This window comes from Gallaecimonas pentaromativorans (assembly GCF_003751625.1).
Taxonomy (GTDB): Bacteria; Pseudomonadota; Gammaproteobacteria; order Enterobacterales; family Gallaecimonadaceae; genus Gallaecimonas; species Gallaecimonas pentaromativorans.
In genome coordinates, this window is the sequence record NZ_RJUL01000006.1 from 333,035 (window position 1) to 348,014 (window position 14,980).

Here is a 14,980-nt window from a genome sequence, read left to right on the forward strand (position 1 = left end):
TATTAAATTTGAAGGCGCTATCTTACGCAGTTTGTAACAGGCCGACAACAAAGAAGGGGCGCCAGGCCCCTTCTTGTCAGACGTTCAAAAAGTGTTGCGGCGGGTTGGGGTTAACGTCGGCCTCGTAGTCGACCTCATCCAGCCCAAAACCGAACAGCTTCAAGAACTCTTCCTTGTAACCGTCGTAGTCGGTCAGCTCGCGCAGGTTCTGGGTGGTCACCTGGCTCCACAGGGCTTTACAGGCGTTCTGCACGTCTTCTTGCAGCTCCCAGTCGTCCATGCGGATACGGTCCATGTCGTCGGTGTCGCAAGCGCTGCCATCGGCTTTGTAAAGCTGCTGACTGAACAGGCGGAACACGTGCTCCATGGTGCCTTCGTGCAGGCCTTTTTCCTTCATCACCTTGTAAACAATGGCGATATACAGCGGCATCACCGGAATGGCGGAGCTGGCCTGGGTAACCACGGATTTGAGCACGGCCACGTGGGCTTCACCGCCGGTGCCTTTGAGGAGCGCATCGATAGCGGCTGCGGCGCGGTCCAAGTCTTCCTTGGCTTTGCCGATGGTGCCGTGCCAGTAGATGGGCCAGGTGATCTCGGTACCAATGTAGCTGTAGGCAATGGATTTACAGCCATCGGCCAGCACGCCGGCCTCATGGAGGGCCTTGATCCAAAGCTCCCAGTCCTGGCCGCCCATCACGGTGATGGTGTCCTGAATTTCCTGCTCGACAGCCGGCTCCACATCGACGGAGATGATTTCGTCTTTGTTGGTGTCAACCGCAGTGGCGCTGTAGGGCTTGCCAATGGGCTTGAGGGTGGATCGCACCAACTCACCGGTATCAGGCAGTTTACGCACCGGCGAGGCGATGGAGTAAACCACCAGATCAACCTGGCCAAGGTCGGCCTTGATGGTGTCGATGGCTTGTTGCTTCACCTCGTTAGAGAAGGCGTCGCCATTGATGGACTTGGCATAGTAACCCGCTTCGGTCGCCAGCTTGTCAAAGGCAACGGCATTGTAGAAACCGGCGGTACCCGGCTTGGTATCGCTACCCGGTTTCTCGAAGAAAACCCCCAGGGTATCGGCACCGGCACCGAAGGTGGCTGCTATACGGGACGGCATGCCGTAACCGCTGGAGCTACCAATTACCAGCACCCGTTTGGGGCCATTTTCGATGGCGGGATGCTCTTTGGTGTAATTGATCTGTTCCAGAATGTTGGCTTCACAGCCCGCAGGGTGGGCAGTAGTACAGATGAAGCCACGGATCTTGGGCTTGATAATCATGTGGGGGTCCGTGTGTGTGTTTCACAATCAGCGCTGATGGTAGCCCATTTTTAGCAAGACAAACATCCGATCACCTTCCCGCCCTGCACTTTCCTTCTCCTTGCTAACCGCTGCCACAGGCTAAAAAAAGCACAACAGCAACAGTCAGTTAGCATTCATGTTGGATCTTTTTTTAACCAACCGGCTTGCCAGGTGGCGCCCCAGCAATTACTGTATGCCCATACACTGTATATGATTACAGTACTCAGGAGAGCCCCATGGACCCGCGTTTGAATCAACTGCTGCAAAACAACACCGTATGGACCGGTCGTCATTGGCAACAGCAAGTGCCAGCCCATGGCACCGGTTATCAGGAACTGGACCAACACCTGCCGGGCCAGGGGCTCCCCAAAGGCGCCATCACCGAGATCCACTATCACCAAGACGGTATCGGCGAGCTGCGCCTGCTAATGCCCATGCTGGCCAAGCTGTCCCAGGAAAAGCGCTGGATAATCTTTATTGCCCCGCCCCACATCCCCTACGGGCCAGCTCTGGCCGCCATGGGCGTAGATCTGTCCAAAGTGCTGGTGGTGCATCCTTCCAAGATAAAAGACGAACTGTGGACCTTGGAGCAGGCCCTGAAAAGCGGCGCCTGCAGCGCCGTACTGGCCTGGCCAAAAGACGTGACAGATCCACAGATCCGCCGCCTGCAACTGGCCGCCCAAAAAGGTGATGCCATGGGCATTTTCTTTTATCGCCGCCAGCGCGCTCAAAGCCCGGCCGCCCTGCGCCTGGCGCTGAGCAGCCAGCAGAACGTGGTCAATATCGGCATTGAAAAACGCAAAGGCGGCTGGCCCCTGCCCGCCCAACCGATGGACCTTGGCAACAATGCCATTACCGGCCAACACAGTGCCAACGTGCTCAAGGGCCCCTGGGAACACTGACATGCGCTGGCTTTACCTGCACTTCCCCGACTTGGCACTGGAGCTTGGCAATGGCGGCCTCGTAGCCGAGCAGCCCCAGGCTTGCCTTGATAAAGAAAACCTTATCAGCAGCCTCAACAAGGCCGCCGCCGATGCAGGATTGCAACAAGGCATGCGCCTCAGTACCGCCCTGGCCCTGTGCCCGGTACTGGAGCAAGTCTCGGTTTCGCCCCTGCAATTGCACCAGGGCCTGCAAGCCCTGGCCCAGGCCGCTTATGACCTGGCTGGCCCCTTAAGCCTGGCCCCCCCTAGCGGCCTGTTGATTGAGCTTTCCTCCATGCAGCGTCTCTACGGTAGCGACCAAGCCCTGCTGGCCTGCCTGCATGACAATTTTCAAAAGCTTGGCCACCAGCTTTGCAGCGGCATTGGCGCCACGCCTCTGGCCGCCCGCCTGTTGGCTGAGGTGGATATGGGCCCGCTGCCCCTTGAAAGCGGCTGGGAAATGCTGCGCAGCCTGTCCCTTTGCGCTTTGGGTTTGCCGGTTAACCTCAACGCCCGCCTGCAAAGGGCCGGGTTGCGGCAAATTGGCCAGTTGCTGGACCTGCCGCGCATGGAGCTGGGTAAACGCTACGGCGCCACCTTGTTGTCGGTACTGGGCCGCCTGGAAGGCAGCCTTAAAGAAGCCCGCCAGCTTTATCACCCCCCTGAAGGCTTTGAGCGTCAATTGATCTTTAACCACGAAGTCAGCCAGGCACAGGCCTTGCTGTTCCCACTCAGTGCCCAGCTGCAAGCCCTGGCCCTGTTCTTGGAAAAACGCCAACTAGCCTGTAGCCAACTGCAATTGACCCTGTATTTTCGCGCCCAGGAGCCTTTGGAGCTCACCCTAAGAGGCGCCGAGCCCCTGTGGCGCCACCATGACTGGCGTGATATTGCCCAGCTGCAGTTAGAGAAGCTGCGGCTGGACGCCCCGGCGGTGGCCATCGCCCTTCAAGCCCAGCAATTTAGCCCCAGGGCCCCGGGCAACAACGCCTTGTTCGAACCCTCAAGGCCCAACGAGCCCTTGCTTGGCCGCCTTATTACTCGCTTGGGCGAACAGGCCATACAGGGTATCTGCCTTAACGAAAACCACTGCCCGGAAGAGGCCTTTTTATGGGTAAGGCCCGGGGAGAATTGCGCGGTAAAACCGCAAAAGGCGCTACGACCCCTTTGGCTATTGCCCAGCCCCGAGCCCTTGGATGATGCCCCCGACATTATTCGCGGCCCTGAGAGACTGGCCAGCGGCTGGTGGCAAAACAGCATTAGCCGAGACTATTTCATTGCCCGCCATCCCCAAGGGGGGCTTTGCTGGACATTTAAAGACAAGGAAGAGCGCTGGTATCTGCACGGCTGGTTTGGCTGATGTTTGCCCAGCTGTGTACCCGCAGCAATTTTACCTTCCTGACCGGGGCCTCTCACCCGGAAGAACTGGTCACCCAGGCCCATGCTCTTAGCTACCAGGCCATTGCCATTACCGATGAATGCTCGGTAGCCGGGGTGGTGCGGGCCTTCAGCACTGCCAAAGAGTTGAGCATCAAATTGCTGGTTGGCAGCCTTATCCAGGTGGAAGACAACCTGGAGCTGACTTTGCTGGCCCCAAGCCTTGCCGCCTACCAAGAGCTTTGCGCCCTGATAAGTGATGCCCGCCGCCAAGCGCCCAAAGGCCAGTACCGGCTGGCCCGCGAGCGCCTCCGCCAGTTGCGCCACTGCCTGCTGCTTTGGCACGCCAACCAGCCAGACGATACCCTGGCCGACTGGCTGGCCCGCCATTTTGCCGGGCGCCTGTGGCTGGCGCTCGGGCGCTACTACCACAGTGGTGAAGATGAACATATCAGCCACCTTGAAAGGTGGGCCAAGGCCCGCCAGCTGCCCATTGTCGCCGCCCCCCAGATACTGATGCACAGCCGCGATCGCCAGCCGCTGCTGGACTGCCTGAGCGCCCTTCGCCACCACACCACCGTCCAAGAAGCCGGCTGGCGCCTGAGCTGTAACCAAGAAGCGGTGCTGCACAACCTACCCACGCTCGGCCAGCGCTATCCACAGGCTTGGCTAACCGAAACCCTTGCCATTGCCAAGCGCTGCCAGTTCAGCCTGGAAGAGCTTAAATACCGCTACCCGGATGAATGGCTGCCGCCAGGGCTCAGCGCCAGCCAGTACCTGGCCCAGGAAGTGGAAAGAGGCCTGCACCGGCACTTCCCCGAAGGCCCCTCAGCCAAGGTACAAGGCCTTATCGCCAAGGAGCTGGCCCTGATTGGCGAACTGGGTTACGAGCATTATTTTTTGACCCTCTATGACATCGTCAATTTTGCCCGCAGCCAAGACATTCTTTGCCAGGGCCGCGGCTCGGCGGCCAACTCGGCGATCTGCTTTTGCCTGGGTATCACCTCGGTCAACCCCGAGCAGGGCAACCTGCTGTTTGAACGCTTTGTCTCCAAGGAGCGCAAAGAGCCACCGGATATCGATGTGGATTTCGAGCACGAACGCCGGGAAGAAGTGATCCAGTACATCTATCGCCGCTACGGCCGGGCCCGCACCGCCCTGACCGCCACGGTAGTGAGCTACCGGCGTAAAAGCGCCATCCGCGATATCGGCAAGGCCTTAGGGCTAGAACTGCCGGTGATTGAAAGCCTGCTCAGCCAACTGGACTGGCGAGACAAGCTGGACCCTTGGCGTGAGCAGCTCAAACGGCTTTGCCAGGCCAGAGGCGGCGTTTGGCCGCATTTTCTGGCGCTGGTCGATAGCCTTATCGGCTTTCCACGGCATCTGTCCCAACACGTGGGGGGCTTTGTGATAAGCCAGGTTCCCCTGGATAACCTGGTGCCCCAGGAAAATGCCGCCATGGAAGGGCGTACCGTCATTCAGTGGGACAAGGACGACTTGGAAAGCCTGGGGCTGATGAAGGTGGATATCCTGGCCCTTGGCATGCTCACCGCCATCCAAAAATGCCTGGCGATGATTCAGGAGCAAGGGGGCCCTGCCCTCACCTTGGCCACCATCCCCCAGGAAGACCCTCGGGTATACGCCATGTTGCAAGAGCCCGACAACATCGGCGTGTTTCAGGTGGAGTCCCGGGCCCAGAGCAACATGCTGCCCAGGCTCAAGCCCCGCATTTTTTATGATTTGGTCATCGAAGTGGCCATAGTGCGCCCCGGCCCCATCCAGGGAGACATGGTGCACCCCTACCTCAAGCGCCGCGACGGCATCGAACCGGTTAGTTACCCCTCCCCGGCTTTACAGAAGGTGCTGGAGCGCACCCTGGGGGTGCCGCTTTTTCAAGAGCAAGTCATCGAAATTGCCATGGTGGCAGCCGGTTTTAGCGGTGGCGAGGCCGACCAACTGCGCCGGGCCATGGCCAATTGGTCTCGTAACGGCCATATCGAAGCGTTCCGGCAAAAGCTGATTCAAGGCATGCAGGCTAATGGCTACGAACCGGACTTTGCCGAACGCATCTTCGAGCAAATAAAAGGCTTTTCCGGCTATGGTTTTCCCGAGTCCCACTCGGCCAGCTTTGCATTGCTGGTTTATGTGTCGGCCTGGCTCAAGTGCCACCACAGGGCCGCCTTTTGCTGCGCTCTGCTTAACAGCCAGCCCATGGGTTTTTACACCCCCGACCAGCTGATACAGGATGCCCGCCGCCATGGGGTTGAGGTGTTGGCGGTTTCAGCGGCGCACTCCTATTTTGAGCATCGCCTTGAAGGCCAGGCACTGCGCCTGGGCTTTTGCCTGATAAAGGGCATCAACGCGGCCGCTATCGAGGCCCTTATCGCCCAAAGACAGCAAGGGTCGCTCATGGCTGCCCTTACTGCGCTGCCCGCCACCCAACAAGAACTGCTGGCCGGGTGCGGCGCCTTAGATGGGCTCTACCAACACCGCTTTGAAGCGGCTTGGCAAAGGGCCAGCTTAGGTGAACAACTGCCGCTTTTTGCCGGTATCGAAGAAAGTGCCCCTGCCCGCACGCAGCTGGCGCCCCCCAGCGACCATGAAGTCATGCAGGCCGATTACCGCCAATTGGGGCTGACTCTGGGTACCCATCCCATGGCGCTGCTGCGCCGCCAGGGCCTTTTTAGCCAATGGGTGACGGCGGCCGCTTTGCCACAATGTCGCCATGGCCAACTGGTACGAATTGCAGGATTGGTCACCGGCCGCCAACGCCCGGGCACGGCCTCGGGAGTGACCTTTGTCACCCTGGAAGACGAGACCGGCAATATCAACCTGGTGGTATGGGCCGCTACCGCCCATCATCAGCGCCAGCCCTTTCTCAAGGCCAGGTTACTGGAGGTGGCAGGCACGGTAGAAAAGGAAGGGGCAATAGTGCATGTGGTAGCCGGCAAGCTTGTCGACCACAGCCTGTTGCTCGACAAGCTGCCGGTACCGTCGCGGGATTTTCGCTGAGGTTAGCGGCTACAGCGGATCTGCCAGGTAAGCTGGTACTCGCCGTCGTCCGACACCATGGCGGCCATGTCGGCGTCGTCATCCAAGGTGGCACCGGTCATGGTGCGGTCGGAGGCGCGATTCTTGGCCAGGGTATCGTCAGGTGCCAGCAGCTCCTGCTGGACTATGGTGAAGGAGGCAAAATCATGCTCCTCGCACTGCTCAAGGGCTTTGTCCTTGGCGTCACTCAGCACCTCGGCGCGGCTGTCCCCTTTGGCGGTAATGACATAGGTGCCTTCGGGCTTTTCCATTGCAGTGGTGCTGCTGCAACCAGCCAACAGCATCAGGGTAGCGCTCGCGGTTAAAGCTAAGGTCTTCATATGACACTCCTTTTTCCTTGAAGTCCTGATTCAGGCTAGTCGTTCCCCCTTGGCTACTACCTGAACAGTGCCCCCAGAGCGCCGTTAACAAGAAAGGTGGTACAGAGTGCGTTCAGCGCCGCCAGCGGTAACAGCGCTCCGGCCGGCCAATGCTGCCGTAGGAAAGGTCGGCAACCAGTTCGTGCTGGGTCAGCAAAAACTCCAGATAACGCCTCGCGGTAGAGCGGCTGGCCCCGATAAGGGCTCCCACCTTCTCGGCGCTCAGCTGCGCCTGAGGGTCTTCTTGAAAGAGTTGCCGCACTTTGGAAAGAGTCACCGCATCAATGCCCTTGGGGAGCCGGGTGTCGCTGGCAGCGCTGGCGCCGCTGTCGGTGCCCAAGAGTTTGTCCACCAGAGATTGGGTCAGCACTTCGCCCTGCTGCAGCTGCTGGTGGCGGGCACGAAACTTGGCAAGGGCCTGGTCCAGCCGGGCCAACATGATGGGCTTGACCAGAAAATCAAAGGCCCCCAGTTGCATGGCCTTTTCCAAGGCCGCCACCTCTTTGGCGGCGGTCACCATGATCACATCGCTCCCCACACCCTGGCGGCGCAGCTCACCCAACAGCTCCAGGCCATTGCCGTCAGGCAGGTGGATATCCAGCAGTAACAGCTCCGGCTGGCCCAGCGCCACCAGCCGGCTTGCCGTGGCCTTGTCGGTGGCTATCCCCAGTACTTGGAAGTCGTCACACTGGCCGAGGTAATCGGCCAGCAGCTGGGCAACGGCAATTTCGTCTTCGACTATCACCACCGAATGGGGCATCAACGGGGCTCCTCCTGGGTTGGAGTCTTGGGCAGGTAAACACTGAAGCGGGCGCCGCCCAGTATGGATTGGCCAAGCTCCAGGCTGCCGCCCAAGGCTTGAATATAGGTTTGAACAAGGTAAAGGCCGACACCGTGCTGGCGCCCGTCTTTGCTGGAATACTCCGGCGAGCAGAGGCTGGCGAACTGGTCATCGCTGATGCCGCAGCCGCTGTCTTCCACGTCAAAGATGATGTTGTTGCCCACATCGTCCAGCATTACCGAGATCCTGGGCGGGCGCGCTCGGGTTTTGACCGCCGCTTCAATGGCGTTATCGATAAGATTGCCGAGGATGGACAGCAGTTTCTCCACCAGCGCCGCCTCCCCGACCGCTTGCATCAGGCTGTCGGGCTCCACCGTCATCTCAACGCCCAGCTCCCGAGCTTTATGGTATTTACCAAGCAGCAGGCCCACCACCATGGGCTCTTGGATATGCTCAATCAACTGATTGACCTGCTCCTGGTAGCCCTGGCTTTCAAGGCCGATAAACTCCACCGCCTTCTGATAGGCCCCCATTTGAATAAGGGCGCCCAAGGTGTTGAGCTTGTTGGAATAATCATGGGTTTGCACCCGCAGTAGCTCAGAGAAGGCCTGCACCTTGGCCAACTGCTGGCTGAGCTCTTCTATCTCGTCAACCGGGCGAAAGCTGATCAAAACGCCGTCGGTTTGATCCTTGACCTTAAGGGGCAGGCGCGACAGCACCAGCCAGCGCTCGTTGGCGAAAAGCTCCACGCCGTTAAGGGTCAGCTCTGGGTCTTTGAGTAAGAACTCGGCCTGCTCTGGCAACAGCATCTGAATATGGCGCCTTGGCTGGCCCGGTTGGCGGTCAGGCAGGCCCAACAGATCCTTGGCGCGGCGGTTGAGTTTGCGCACCACCCCATGGTTATCAAGGGCCAGGATACCGGTACGCACCGTGTTGAGGATGGCGTTTTGTTCGGCATAAAGGCGCCCAATTTCCTCAGGTTGCAAACCATAAAGCGCCCCTTTGACCCGCCGTGCTATCCAAAGGGAGGCCAGGACGCCCAGCACCAAAAGCCCGGCAACCGCCGCCACCAACGTGGCGAGCTTGGCCGAGATCAGAGAATTGACCGAGGTCGCCAAAAAGCCTACCGACACCAGCCCCACCACTTTACCTTGGGCATCGCGAACCGGCACCTTGCCCCGCAGCGAATAACCCAAGGAGCCTTTGGCCTCGGAGATATAAGAGCGCCCGTCCAGCGCTTCGCGGCTGTCGCCCCCCACCATCAGCGAGCCGATGCGGCCAGGGTCTGGGTGGGTCAGGCGGATGCGCCGGGTGTTACCCACCACGATAAAGTCGGCGCCAGTGGAGCGGCGCAGCTTCTCAATAAAATCTTGCAGCCCTTGAGTGTCGCCGTAAGCCAGGGCGTTTTGCACCTCGTCGAGCTCAGCGATGGATGAGGCCAGCGCCAGAGCCTTTTTCCCCACCTCTTCACGCACACTTTTTTCCAGCAAATGCTGGCCCAAGAGTGCAAACAACAACGCCTGGATAAGGCTAAGGGCCGTTATCCAGACGATAAGACGGGTTTCCAGACGTTTGATATGCCACATAGGGTCAAAGGGCCCCGCAGGGCCCTGTCGTCAGAGGTTGTCCAATTGAGCGTCGCCCGGCGCCTTGTTGGCGCCGCGCCGGCTGCGAAGGTAATCGACCAAGGGTACCAGCAAAACCCCCACCGCCAACAGCATGATGCATAAGGTCAACGGCCTGTCCCACAGGAAGCTCAGGGAGCCGTCGGAGATCATCATGGCGCGGCGGAAGTTGCGCTCAATCATGTCCCCGAGGATAAAGCCGAGGATCAGCGGCGCCATGGGAAAGTCCATCAGCCGCAGCACCAGGGCGATCACCGCAAAGAGCACCATCATCTGCAGGTCGAAGGTGTTGAACGACACCAGGTACACGCCAATCAGGCTGAAGAACAGAATCAGTACCGTCAGCAGCTGCCGAGGCAGGGCCAGGGTCTTGGCGATGTAGGGGATCATCGGCAGGTTGAGGATCAGCAGCACCACGTTGCCGATATACATGGACATGATCACCGACCAGAACACGTCAGGGTTTTCTTCCATTAGCAGCGGCCCGGGTTGCAGCCCATAGGCGATAAGTGCCCCCAGCATCACCGCCGTGGTGCCCGAGCCCGGAATGCCCAGGGTCAGCAGCGGCACGAATGAGCCGGTACAGGCCGCGTTATTGGCGGTTTCCGGCGCGGCCAGGCCACGCAATGAGCCTTTGCCAAACAGCGCCTTCTTGGCGCCCCGCGCCAGATTACGCTCGGCAGCGTAGGCCATGAAACTGGCGATGGTCGCCCCGGCCCCCGGCAATATACCCACCAAAAAGCCCAGCACTGACGAGCGGCCAATCACAGGGGCCATCTCTTTGACCTCTTCCTTGCTGAGCTTGAGGCTGCCCATGTCGGTGTTGGCGGCCGCTTCGCTCTTGGCCTTGTCTTTTTCAGGCTTAAGCACACCAATGAGCGCCTCGGACAAGGCGAACATGGACATGGCTACCAGCAGGAAGCTGATGCCGTCCAGAAGGTTGCTTTGCCCAAAGGTGAAGCGCTCAGCGCCAGAGGACGGGTCTATGCCAACGGTAGAGAGCATCAGACCCAGCACCGTCATCATCATCGCCTTGAGAAACTGCCCCTTGTTGGAAAAGGCCGCGATGGCGGTCAAGCCCATCAGCATCAGCGCAAAGTAGTCGGCTGAGCGAAAGCTCAAAGACACCTTGGCCAGCAGCGGCGCTGCCACCATCAGGAAGATGGCGGCGATGGTGCCACCGCTAAAAGAGGCGTAAGCCGCAATGGCCAGCGCCTTGCCGGCCTTGCCCTGGCGAGCCATGGGATAACCATCAAAGGAGGTGGCCACGGTGCCGGCAACACCGGGAGCGTTGATCAAGATAGACGAGGTGGAGCCGCCGAAAATGGCGCCGTAATACACGCCGGCCATCAGGATCATCCCGGAGGAAGGGTCGATGCTGTAAGTCACCGGTATCATCAAGGCGATGGCAGTGATGGGCCCAAGGCCCGGCAGCATGCCGATAAAGGTGCCGGCAAAGCAGCCCAGCACCACGTACATCAGATTTTTTATGCTGAGCGCTGTGGTCAGCCCCAGCAGGATCCCGTCAAGCATGGGTTAACTCCACAGTGAACCAGAAACAAGATAGATGCCTAGCAGGCGGGTCATCACCAGCCAGAACAGCACCACCACCGGCACCGACGCCAACAGCAATACCTTGACGCGCCGCTCCCCCATCACCCAATAGCCGGCCAGCAAAAAAGCCAGGGTCGCCACCATGAACCCCAGGGGCTCCATCGCCAGCGCGTAAAGCAGCATCAGCCCCAGCAAGGCTGCGGTGCGCGCCATGGCGCGGCGAGAAAAGCCGGCACCTTTTGCCTCACTTTTGGCTTCGGTAAAGCTCAGCACCAAGGCCAGGAGGCTGAACAGCGCGCCAAGGCCAGCGTAAATTTTGGGCAGGGTTGAGGAGGTGACCGCGTCCCTTACCTCTATGGGCAGCGGCACTATCTGCCAGGCGTAAAAGCCGTAAGCCAGGGAGAACACCAGGAACAGAAAGGCGCCCAGGCTGTCTTTGGTTATGTTCATCAGGTGCTCCTACTGGATAAAGCCGAGATCTTGCATGACCTGGCGCATGTCGGACTCTTGGCGCTCCAAGGACTGCAAGAAGGTCTTGGGCTCTTCATAAAGATTCAGCCAACCGTTGCGCTTGCGCACCGCCTCCCACTGGGGCGTGGCCATCAGCTTTTTAAAAAGCGCGGCGTATTCGGCGACTTTGGCGTCCGGCGTATCGGGAGAGGCAAACAGGCCCCGCCAGTTGGTAAAGCTCATGTCGCAGCCAAGAGATTTGAGGGTGGGGATATTGGGCCTGTCCGCTAACGGCTGCGGCGCCGTCATCGCCAAAATCTTGGCCTCACCGGAGTCGGCCAAGTCCAGGGCTTCGCTTAGCCCGGTCGACAGCAACTGCACCTCACCGGACAACAGCCCGGCTTTGGCACGACCACCAGCGTCGTAAGGAATGTATCTAAGGGCCCGGCCATTGCCGGTAGCGGCTTCAAAGGCCTGGGCCGCAACCAGGTGGTCCATGCTGCCCCGGGCCGAACCGCCCGCCACTTTGACCAGTCTTGGGTCCTTACGGTAGGCCGCCACCACGGCGTCCCAGCTTTGATAAGGGGAGTTTTTGGTCACCACAAAGGCGCCATAATCGGCGATAAGCCCCACCACGGGTTTAAGATCCCTAAAACTATTGGGGATCTGCCCGGATAGCGCCCGCAGCACGATGGGGGTGGAGTTGATCATCAACATGTCCCTCTGCTTGTTACCCATTTCGATAAGGTAAGCAATGGCGCGGCCGCCACCGCCTCCCGAGAGGTTTTGGAAGGAGGTGTTGTCGGCAAGGCCTGCCTTCACCAACGCCTCTCCCGTGCCCCTGGCGGTGGTGTCCCAACCACCACCGGGCCCGCCGGGGATCAAAAAGTGGATATCGGTTTTGGCCAGCAGGCTGCCGGGGAAGACCAGCAGCGCAGCCAACAGAAAAAAGGCCTTCATGGCAGGCTCCTAGAATAGGTATTGGGTTCTGAAGGTCAGGGCGTTACCGGTATCTTCATCGCCGACAAGGGCTGCCCGGCCCGGCCCCCCCACCTTGGAGTGAATAAGGTTAAGCATGAGCTTCACTTGCGGGCTGTAGTAATAGGAACTGCCCAGGGTGTAGGAAGTCACCTTGGTACCTTGGGTATCGGAGGCAGCATCCATACCGGAGACTCGCCCATAAAGCTCCCAGGCATTTTTAACGCCTTTGGGTTGGCTGAACACGGCGCTACCGGCTTTGTACTGGCGCTGCTCGCCGGTCAGGAAGTAGCTCGCTGTAACCGAATAACCGTTGTAATGCTGGCCGTCCAGCGGCGAGGTGGTGTCAGTGGTGTGCAACTGGCGCTGGGCAAACTCGCCTTGCAGAGAAAACGCCTTCCACTGCCCTGCCGCTTCCAAACCGTATTGAGTTAAGTGATCGATAGCCACTGTCTCGCCGCCGGCGGCGTAATCGGCCAGCTTGACGCTGGTTTCACGGACTTCACCACGGGCAAAGGCACTGGAAAGCGTGTCGCCCCCCATTTCCCGATAAGAGCCCCAAAGGCCAAAGTGCAGGGTTTTACCGTCTCCTTGGATTGGCGCCCAAGTCAAACGCCCGGTTGTTGCCAAATCAAGGTTGTTGTTCTTGTTTTTACCGCTGTCGCCAAACGCATCATTCTTATAAACACCGATGGCATAGCGTACCTTGGACGTAGGGAAGTACTGATAGGCCGCAACACCCCAACGAAAATAAGGCGAGAAAGTATCAGCCAGGTTGGAGCGTTCGATGGTGGTGATGTACTTGCTGCTGGAGAGTGCTTCAAGGGAAATGTCCTCCCTTATCTTACCCAGCTTGATAACCGGGCCGCCGTTAAAGCCCTTGTATTGAAGCCGGGCCATGGTGATCTCGGCGCCATCCTCGGCAAACTCCAACAGCAATTTATAGTCCCAGTCACCGCTCTCTTTTTCTGCAAAAAGCCGCGCCCTGCGGGCAAAGAGATCCGAACCGGTATGGCCCTGATGGTTGGCGTTATAGGCTCCATCAAAAAGGTTGTAATCGAGCTGCAAACGGCCACCGATGGAAACGCCAGCGAAGGGCTCGCTTTTCTCTTCCTTTGCCTCAAGCTCACCGACCTTCTTGGACAAAGCGTCGATCTGCGCTTTAAGACTCTCTACAGATGTATCTGCTCCCCAGGCCGGGTTAAGCCCGGCAACACTCCCCAGCACAACCAGGGAGCCCAATGCTGACATTCTCATTATTCGCTGCCTTTCGTTTATTAAGGTTATTGTCGCTAGCGGCACTCCAAGCGCCGCCGCAACAGAACGTTAACGTCAAGGAAAAGCAAAGAGAACTTATCGGCCATAACGAGCGTTTTGTGCTTTTTGTTCACAAGCATCATCCAATGGCGCGTAAAAAGGAGCAACGTCGTTAGGTAATGGCCATGTCAAAAGTCAGGGTAAATCTGCTCGAAGAACGCTTAAGTAGAAAATGTTCGGCAGGTTATAACGCCCCATCCTATTGAAGTTTAGGGATGGTCAACGAACTCAAGATCTCCCTCAGATGACACTGTTGGTGTGCAGAATACTATTGAGCTTCGACACGCAGCGGCCATGACCAAAGGACATATACCAGAGAGAATGTTGAAAGAAACATCACCTAAACCAGACGATGACCAGCCCTAACACCACCCTCTTCTGCTTTTCACAAAATATTAGGACCAAAGAAGCATCACATGGCGGTCACGGTGTAAGGAACACCGTTGAACATCGGCGCTTACGACGATGGCCCGTAGGGCGAGGACAGGGACAGTCCGAGTAGTGCGAGCACACCGGATGTGCGAGCGGGGTGAGCGCGTGAAGAAAAGGATCTGGTGAACCCTTTTTAGCTGGCGAACGCGAGCAGCTTGCCTGTGAGTTGTGGACGGCCAGGGGCGAAGCTCGAAGCCAAGGCGCTGCCTTGGTGCAGCTGAGCGTGAGGCCTGGATGGCCGAACCGGCAGGAGCCGTCAGGACGACAACCACTCCGGACTGTCAAATAGCCAAGCACCCTTAATGAAGCCTGGCGGTGGCCAGGGCCGCGCAGAGCGCGACCCGCTACGCCGGGCAGCATGAAACTGTTCATGCCGCTATTCCCGGCTTCGCCCTCCTCTCATAGGGGAAGGACGCTGCCTGCGGCAGCGGCTTGTTTGCTTGTCGCCATGCCACACCGCTTGCGGCGGTGGCCGTGATGTACGGGTGGGTCACCGCCGGGCGTAGCCCAAATGCAAAAACCCCCGGCCTTTCGGTCGGGGGTTTTGCGTTTCGTGTTAGGTGCCTGGCGGTGACCTACTCTCACATGGCGAATGCCACACTACCATCGGCGCGGCTGCGTTTCACTTCTGAGTTCGGAATGGAGTCAGGTGGTTCCACAGCGCTATTGCCGCCAGGCGAATTCGTTTAAGTCCGCTCTTACGAGCCAACTTAGTAATTCGGATTAAGCTGATAACAGTGCTTTGATTCTCTCGCCTTACTTTGGCGTCCCACAAAACCCTTTGGGTGTTGTATGGTTAAGCCGCACGGGCAATTAGTACTGGTTAGCTCAACGTA

Annotated in this window: 11 protein-coding genes and 1 rRNA gene; 3 read left to right on the forward strand and 9 right to left on the reverse strand. The window is 58.7% G+C overall.

The genetic code is table 11. The features are described from left to right. Positions 1–76 precede the first annotated feature (76 nt). Complete coding sequence (gene fabV / locus EDC28_RS13030) at positions 77–1,279, reverse strand: enoyl-ACP reductase FabV (protein ID WP_050659359.1); 1,203 nt, start codon at positions 1,277–1,279, stop codon at positions 77–79. Positions 1,280–1,536: 257 nt separating this feature from the next. Here fabV and imuA point away from each other — a divergent pair, with 257 nt between their 5' ends. The 3 genes from imuA to EDC28_RS13045 are packed head-to-tail and all read left to right on the forward strand — an operon-like array spanning position 1,537 to position 6,609. Continuing rightward, entirely contained in the window at positions 1,537–2,202 is a 666-nt protein-coding gene (imuA, locus tag EDC28_RS13035) for a translesion DNA synthesis-associated protein ImuA (protein ID WP_123421895.1), read from the forward strand. A gap of 1 nt (position 2,203) precedes the next feature. Further along, the gene (locus tag EDC28_RS13040; protein ID WP_170164122.1) at positions 2,204–3,580 is read left to right on the forward strand and encodes a Y-family DNA polymerase; all 1,377 of its coding nucleotides are present in this window, start codon (positions 2,204–2,206) and stop codon (positions 3,578–3,580) included. Next, positions 3,580–6,609 carry an error-prone DNA polymerase gene (locus EDC28_RS13045; protein WP_123421897.1) on the forward strand — a complete coding sequence of 1,010 codons (3,030 nt, stop codon included), beginning with the start codon at positions 3,580–3,582 and terminating at the stop codon, positions 6,607–6,609. Before EDC28_RS13040 ends, EDC28_RS13045 begins: the two co-directional genes overlap by 1 nt. 2 nt (positions 6,610–6,611) lie before the next feature. On the opposite strand, the gene EDC28_RS13050 is transcribed toward EDC28_RS13045, so the two are convergent. The 8 genes from EDC28_RS13050 to rrf all read right to left on the reverse strand — a co-directional run bounded on the left by EDC28_RS13050 (position 6,612) and on the right by rrf (position 14,821). After that, the gene (locus EDC28_RS13050) at positions 6,612–6,968 is read right to left on the reverse strand and encodes a hypothetical protein (RefSeq protein ID WP_050659355.1); all 357 of its coding nucleotides are present in this window, start codon (positions 6,966–6,968) and stop codon (positions 6,612–6,614) included. Positions 6,969–7,080: 112 nt separating this feature from the next. Next, entirely contained in the window at positions 7,081–7,767 is a 687-nt protein-coding gene (locus tag EDC28_RS13055) for a response regulator (RefSeq protein WP_123421898.1), read from the reverse strand. Continuing rightward, positions 7,767–9,374 (reverse strand): ATP-binding protein, encoded by a 1,608-nt coding sequence (locus EDC28_RS13060; RefSeq protein ID WP_123421899.1) that lies wholly within the window; start codon positions 9,372–9,374, stop codon positions 7,767–7,769. The genes EDC28_RS13055 and EDC28_RS13060 overlap by 1 nt, the downstream gene beginning before the upstream one ends. A 30-nt stretch (positions 9,375–9,404) precedes the next feature. Continuing rightward, entirely contained in the window at positions 9,405–10,946 is a 1,542-nt protein-coding gene (locus EDC28_RS13065) for a tripartite tricarboxylate transporter permease (protein WP_123421900.1), read from the reverse strand. A 3-nt stretch (positions 10,947–10,949) separates the two neighbouring features. Beyond that, positions 10,950–11,417 (reverse strand): tripartite tricarboxylate transporter TctB family protein, encoded by a 468-nt coding sequence (locus tag EDC28_RS13070; protein WP_123421901.1) that lies wholly within the window; start codon positions 11,415–11,417, stop codon positions 10,950–10,952. Positions 11,418–11,426: 9 nt separating this feature from the next. After that, a complete protein-coding gene (locus EDC28_RS13075; RefSeq protein ID WP_123421902.1) occupies positions 11,427–12,377 on the reverse strand; it encodes a tripartite tricarboxylate transporter substrate binding protein in 951 nt (316 codons plus the stop codon). A 9-nt stretch (positions 12,378–12,386) separates the two neighbouring features. Then, positions 12,387–13,652 carry an OprO/OprP family phosphate-selective porin gene (locus tag EDC28_RS13080; protein ID WP_244946591.1) on the reverse strand — a complete coding sequence of 422 codons (1,266 nt, stop codon included), beginning with the start codon at positions 13,650–13,652 and terminating at the stop codon, positions 12,387–12,389. 1,054 nt (positions 13,653–14,706) lie between these two features. After that, positions 14,707–14,821: ribosomal RNA gene (rrf, locus tag EDC28_RS13090) — 5S ribosomal RNA — on the reverse strand. Positions 14,822–14,980: the final 159 nt, after the last annotated feature.

What these genes read in the sequence shown, in the direction of transcription:
- imuA (WP_123421895.1), top strand. Translation starts at nt 1,537, where the DNA reads ATGGACCCGCGTTTGAATCAACTGCTGCAAAACAACACCGTATGGACC.
- EDC28_RS13055 (WP_123421898.1), bottom strand. Translation starts at nt 7,767, where the DNA reads ATGCCCCATTCGGTGGTGATAGTCGAAGACGAAATTGCCGTTGCCCAG.
- EDC28_RS13065 (WP_123421900.1), bottom strand. Translation starts at nt 10,946, where the DNA reads ATGCTTGACGGGATCCTGCTGGGGCTGACCACAGCGCTCAGCATAAAA.
- EDC28_RS13040 (WP_170164122.1), top strand. Translation starts at nt 2,204, where the DNA reads ATGCGCTGGCTTTACCTGCACTTCCCCGACTTGGCACTGGAGCTTGGC.
- EDC28_RS13060 (WP_123421899.1), bottom strand. Translation starts at nt 9,374, where the DNA reads ATGTGGCATATCAAACGTCTGGAAACCCGTCTTATCGTCTGGATAACG.
- fabV (WP_050659359.1), bottom strand. Translation starts at nt 1,279, where the DNA reads ATGATTATCAAGCCCAAGATCCGTGGCTTCATCTGTACTACTGCCCAC.
- EDC28_RS13080 (WP_244946591.1), bottom strand. Translation starts at nt 13,652, where the DNA reads ATGAGAATGTCAGCATTGGGCTCCCTGGTTGTGCTGGGGAGTGTTGCC.
- EDC28_RS13070 (WP_123421901.1), bottom strand. Translation starts at nt 11,417, where the DNA reads ATGAACATAACCAAAGACAGCCTGGGCGCCTTTCTGTTCCTGGTGTTC.
- EDC28_RS13045 (WP_123421897.1), top strand. Translation starts at nt 3,580, where the DNA reads ATGTTTGCCCAGCTGTGTACCCGCAGCAATTTTACCTTCCTGACCGGG.
- EDC28_RS13050 (WP_050659355.1), bottom strand. Translation starts at nt 6,968, where the DNA reads ATGAAGACCTTAGCTTTAACCGCGAGCGCTACCCTGATGCTGTTGGCT.
- EDC28_RS13075 (WP_123421902.1), bottom strand. Translation starts at nt 12,377, where the DNA reads ATGAAGGCCTTTTTTCTGTTGGCTGCGCTGCTGGTCTTCCCCGGCAGC.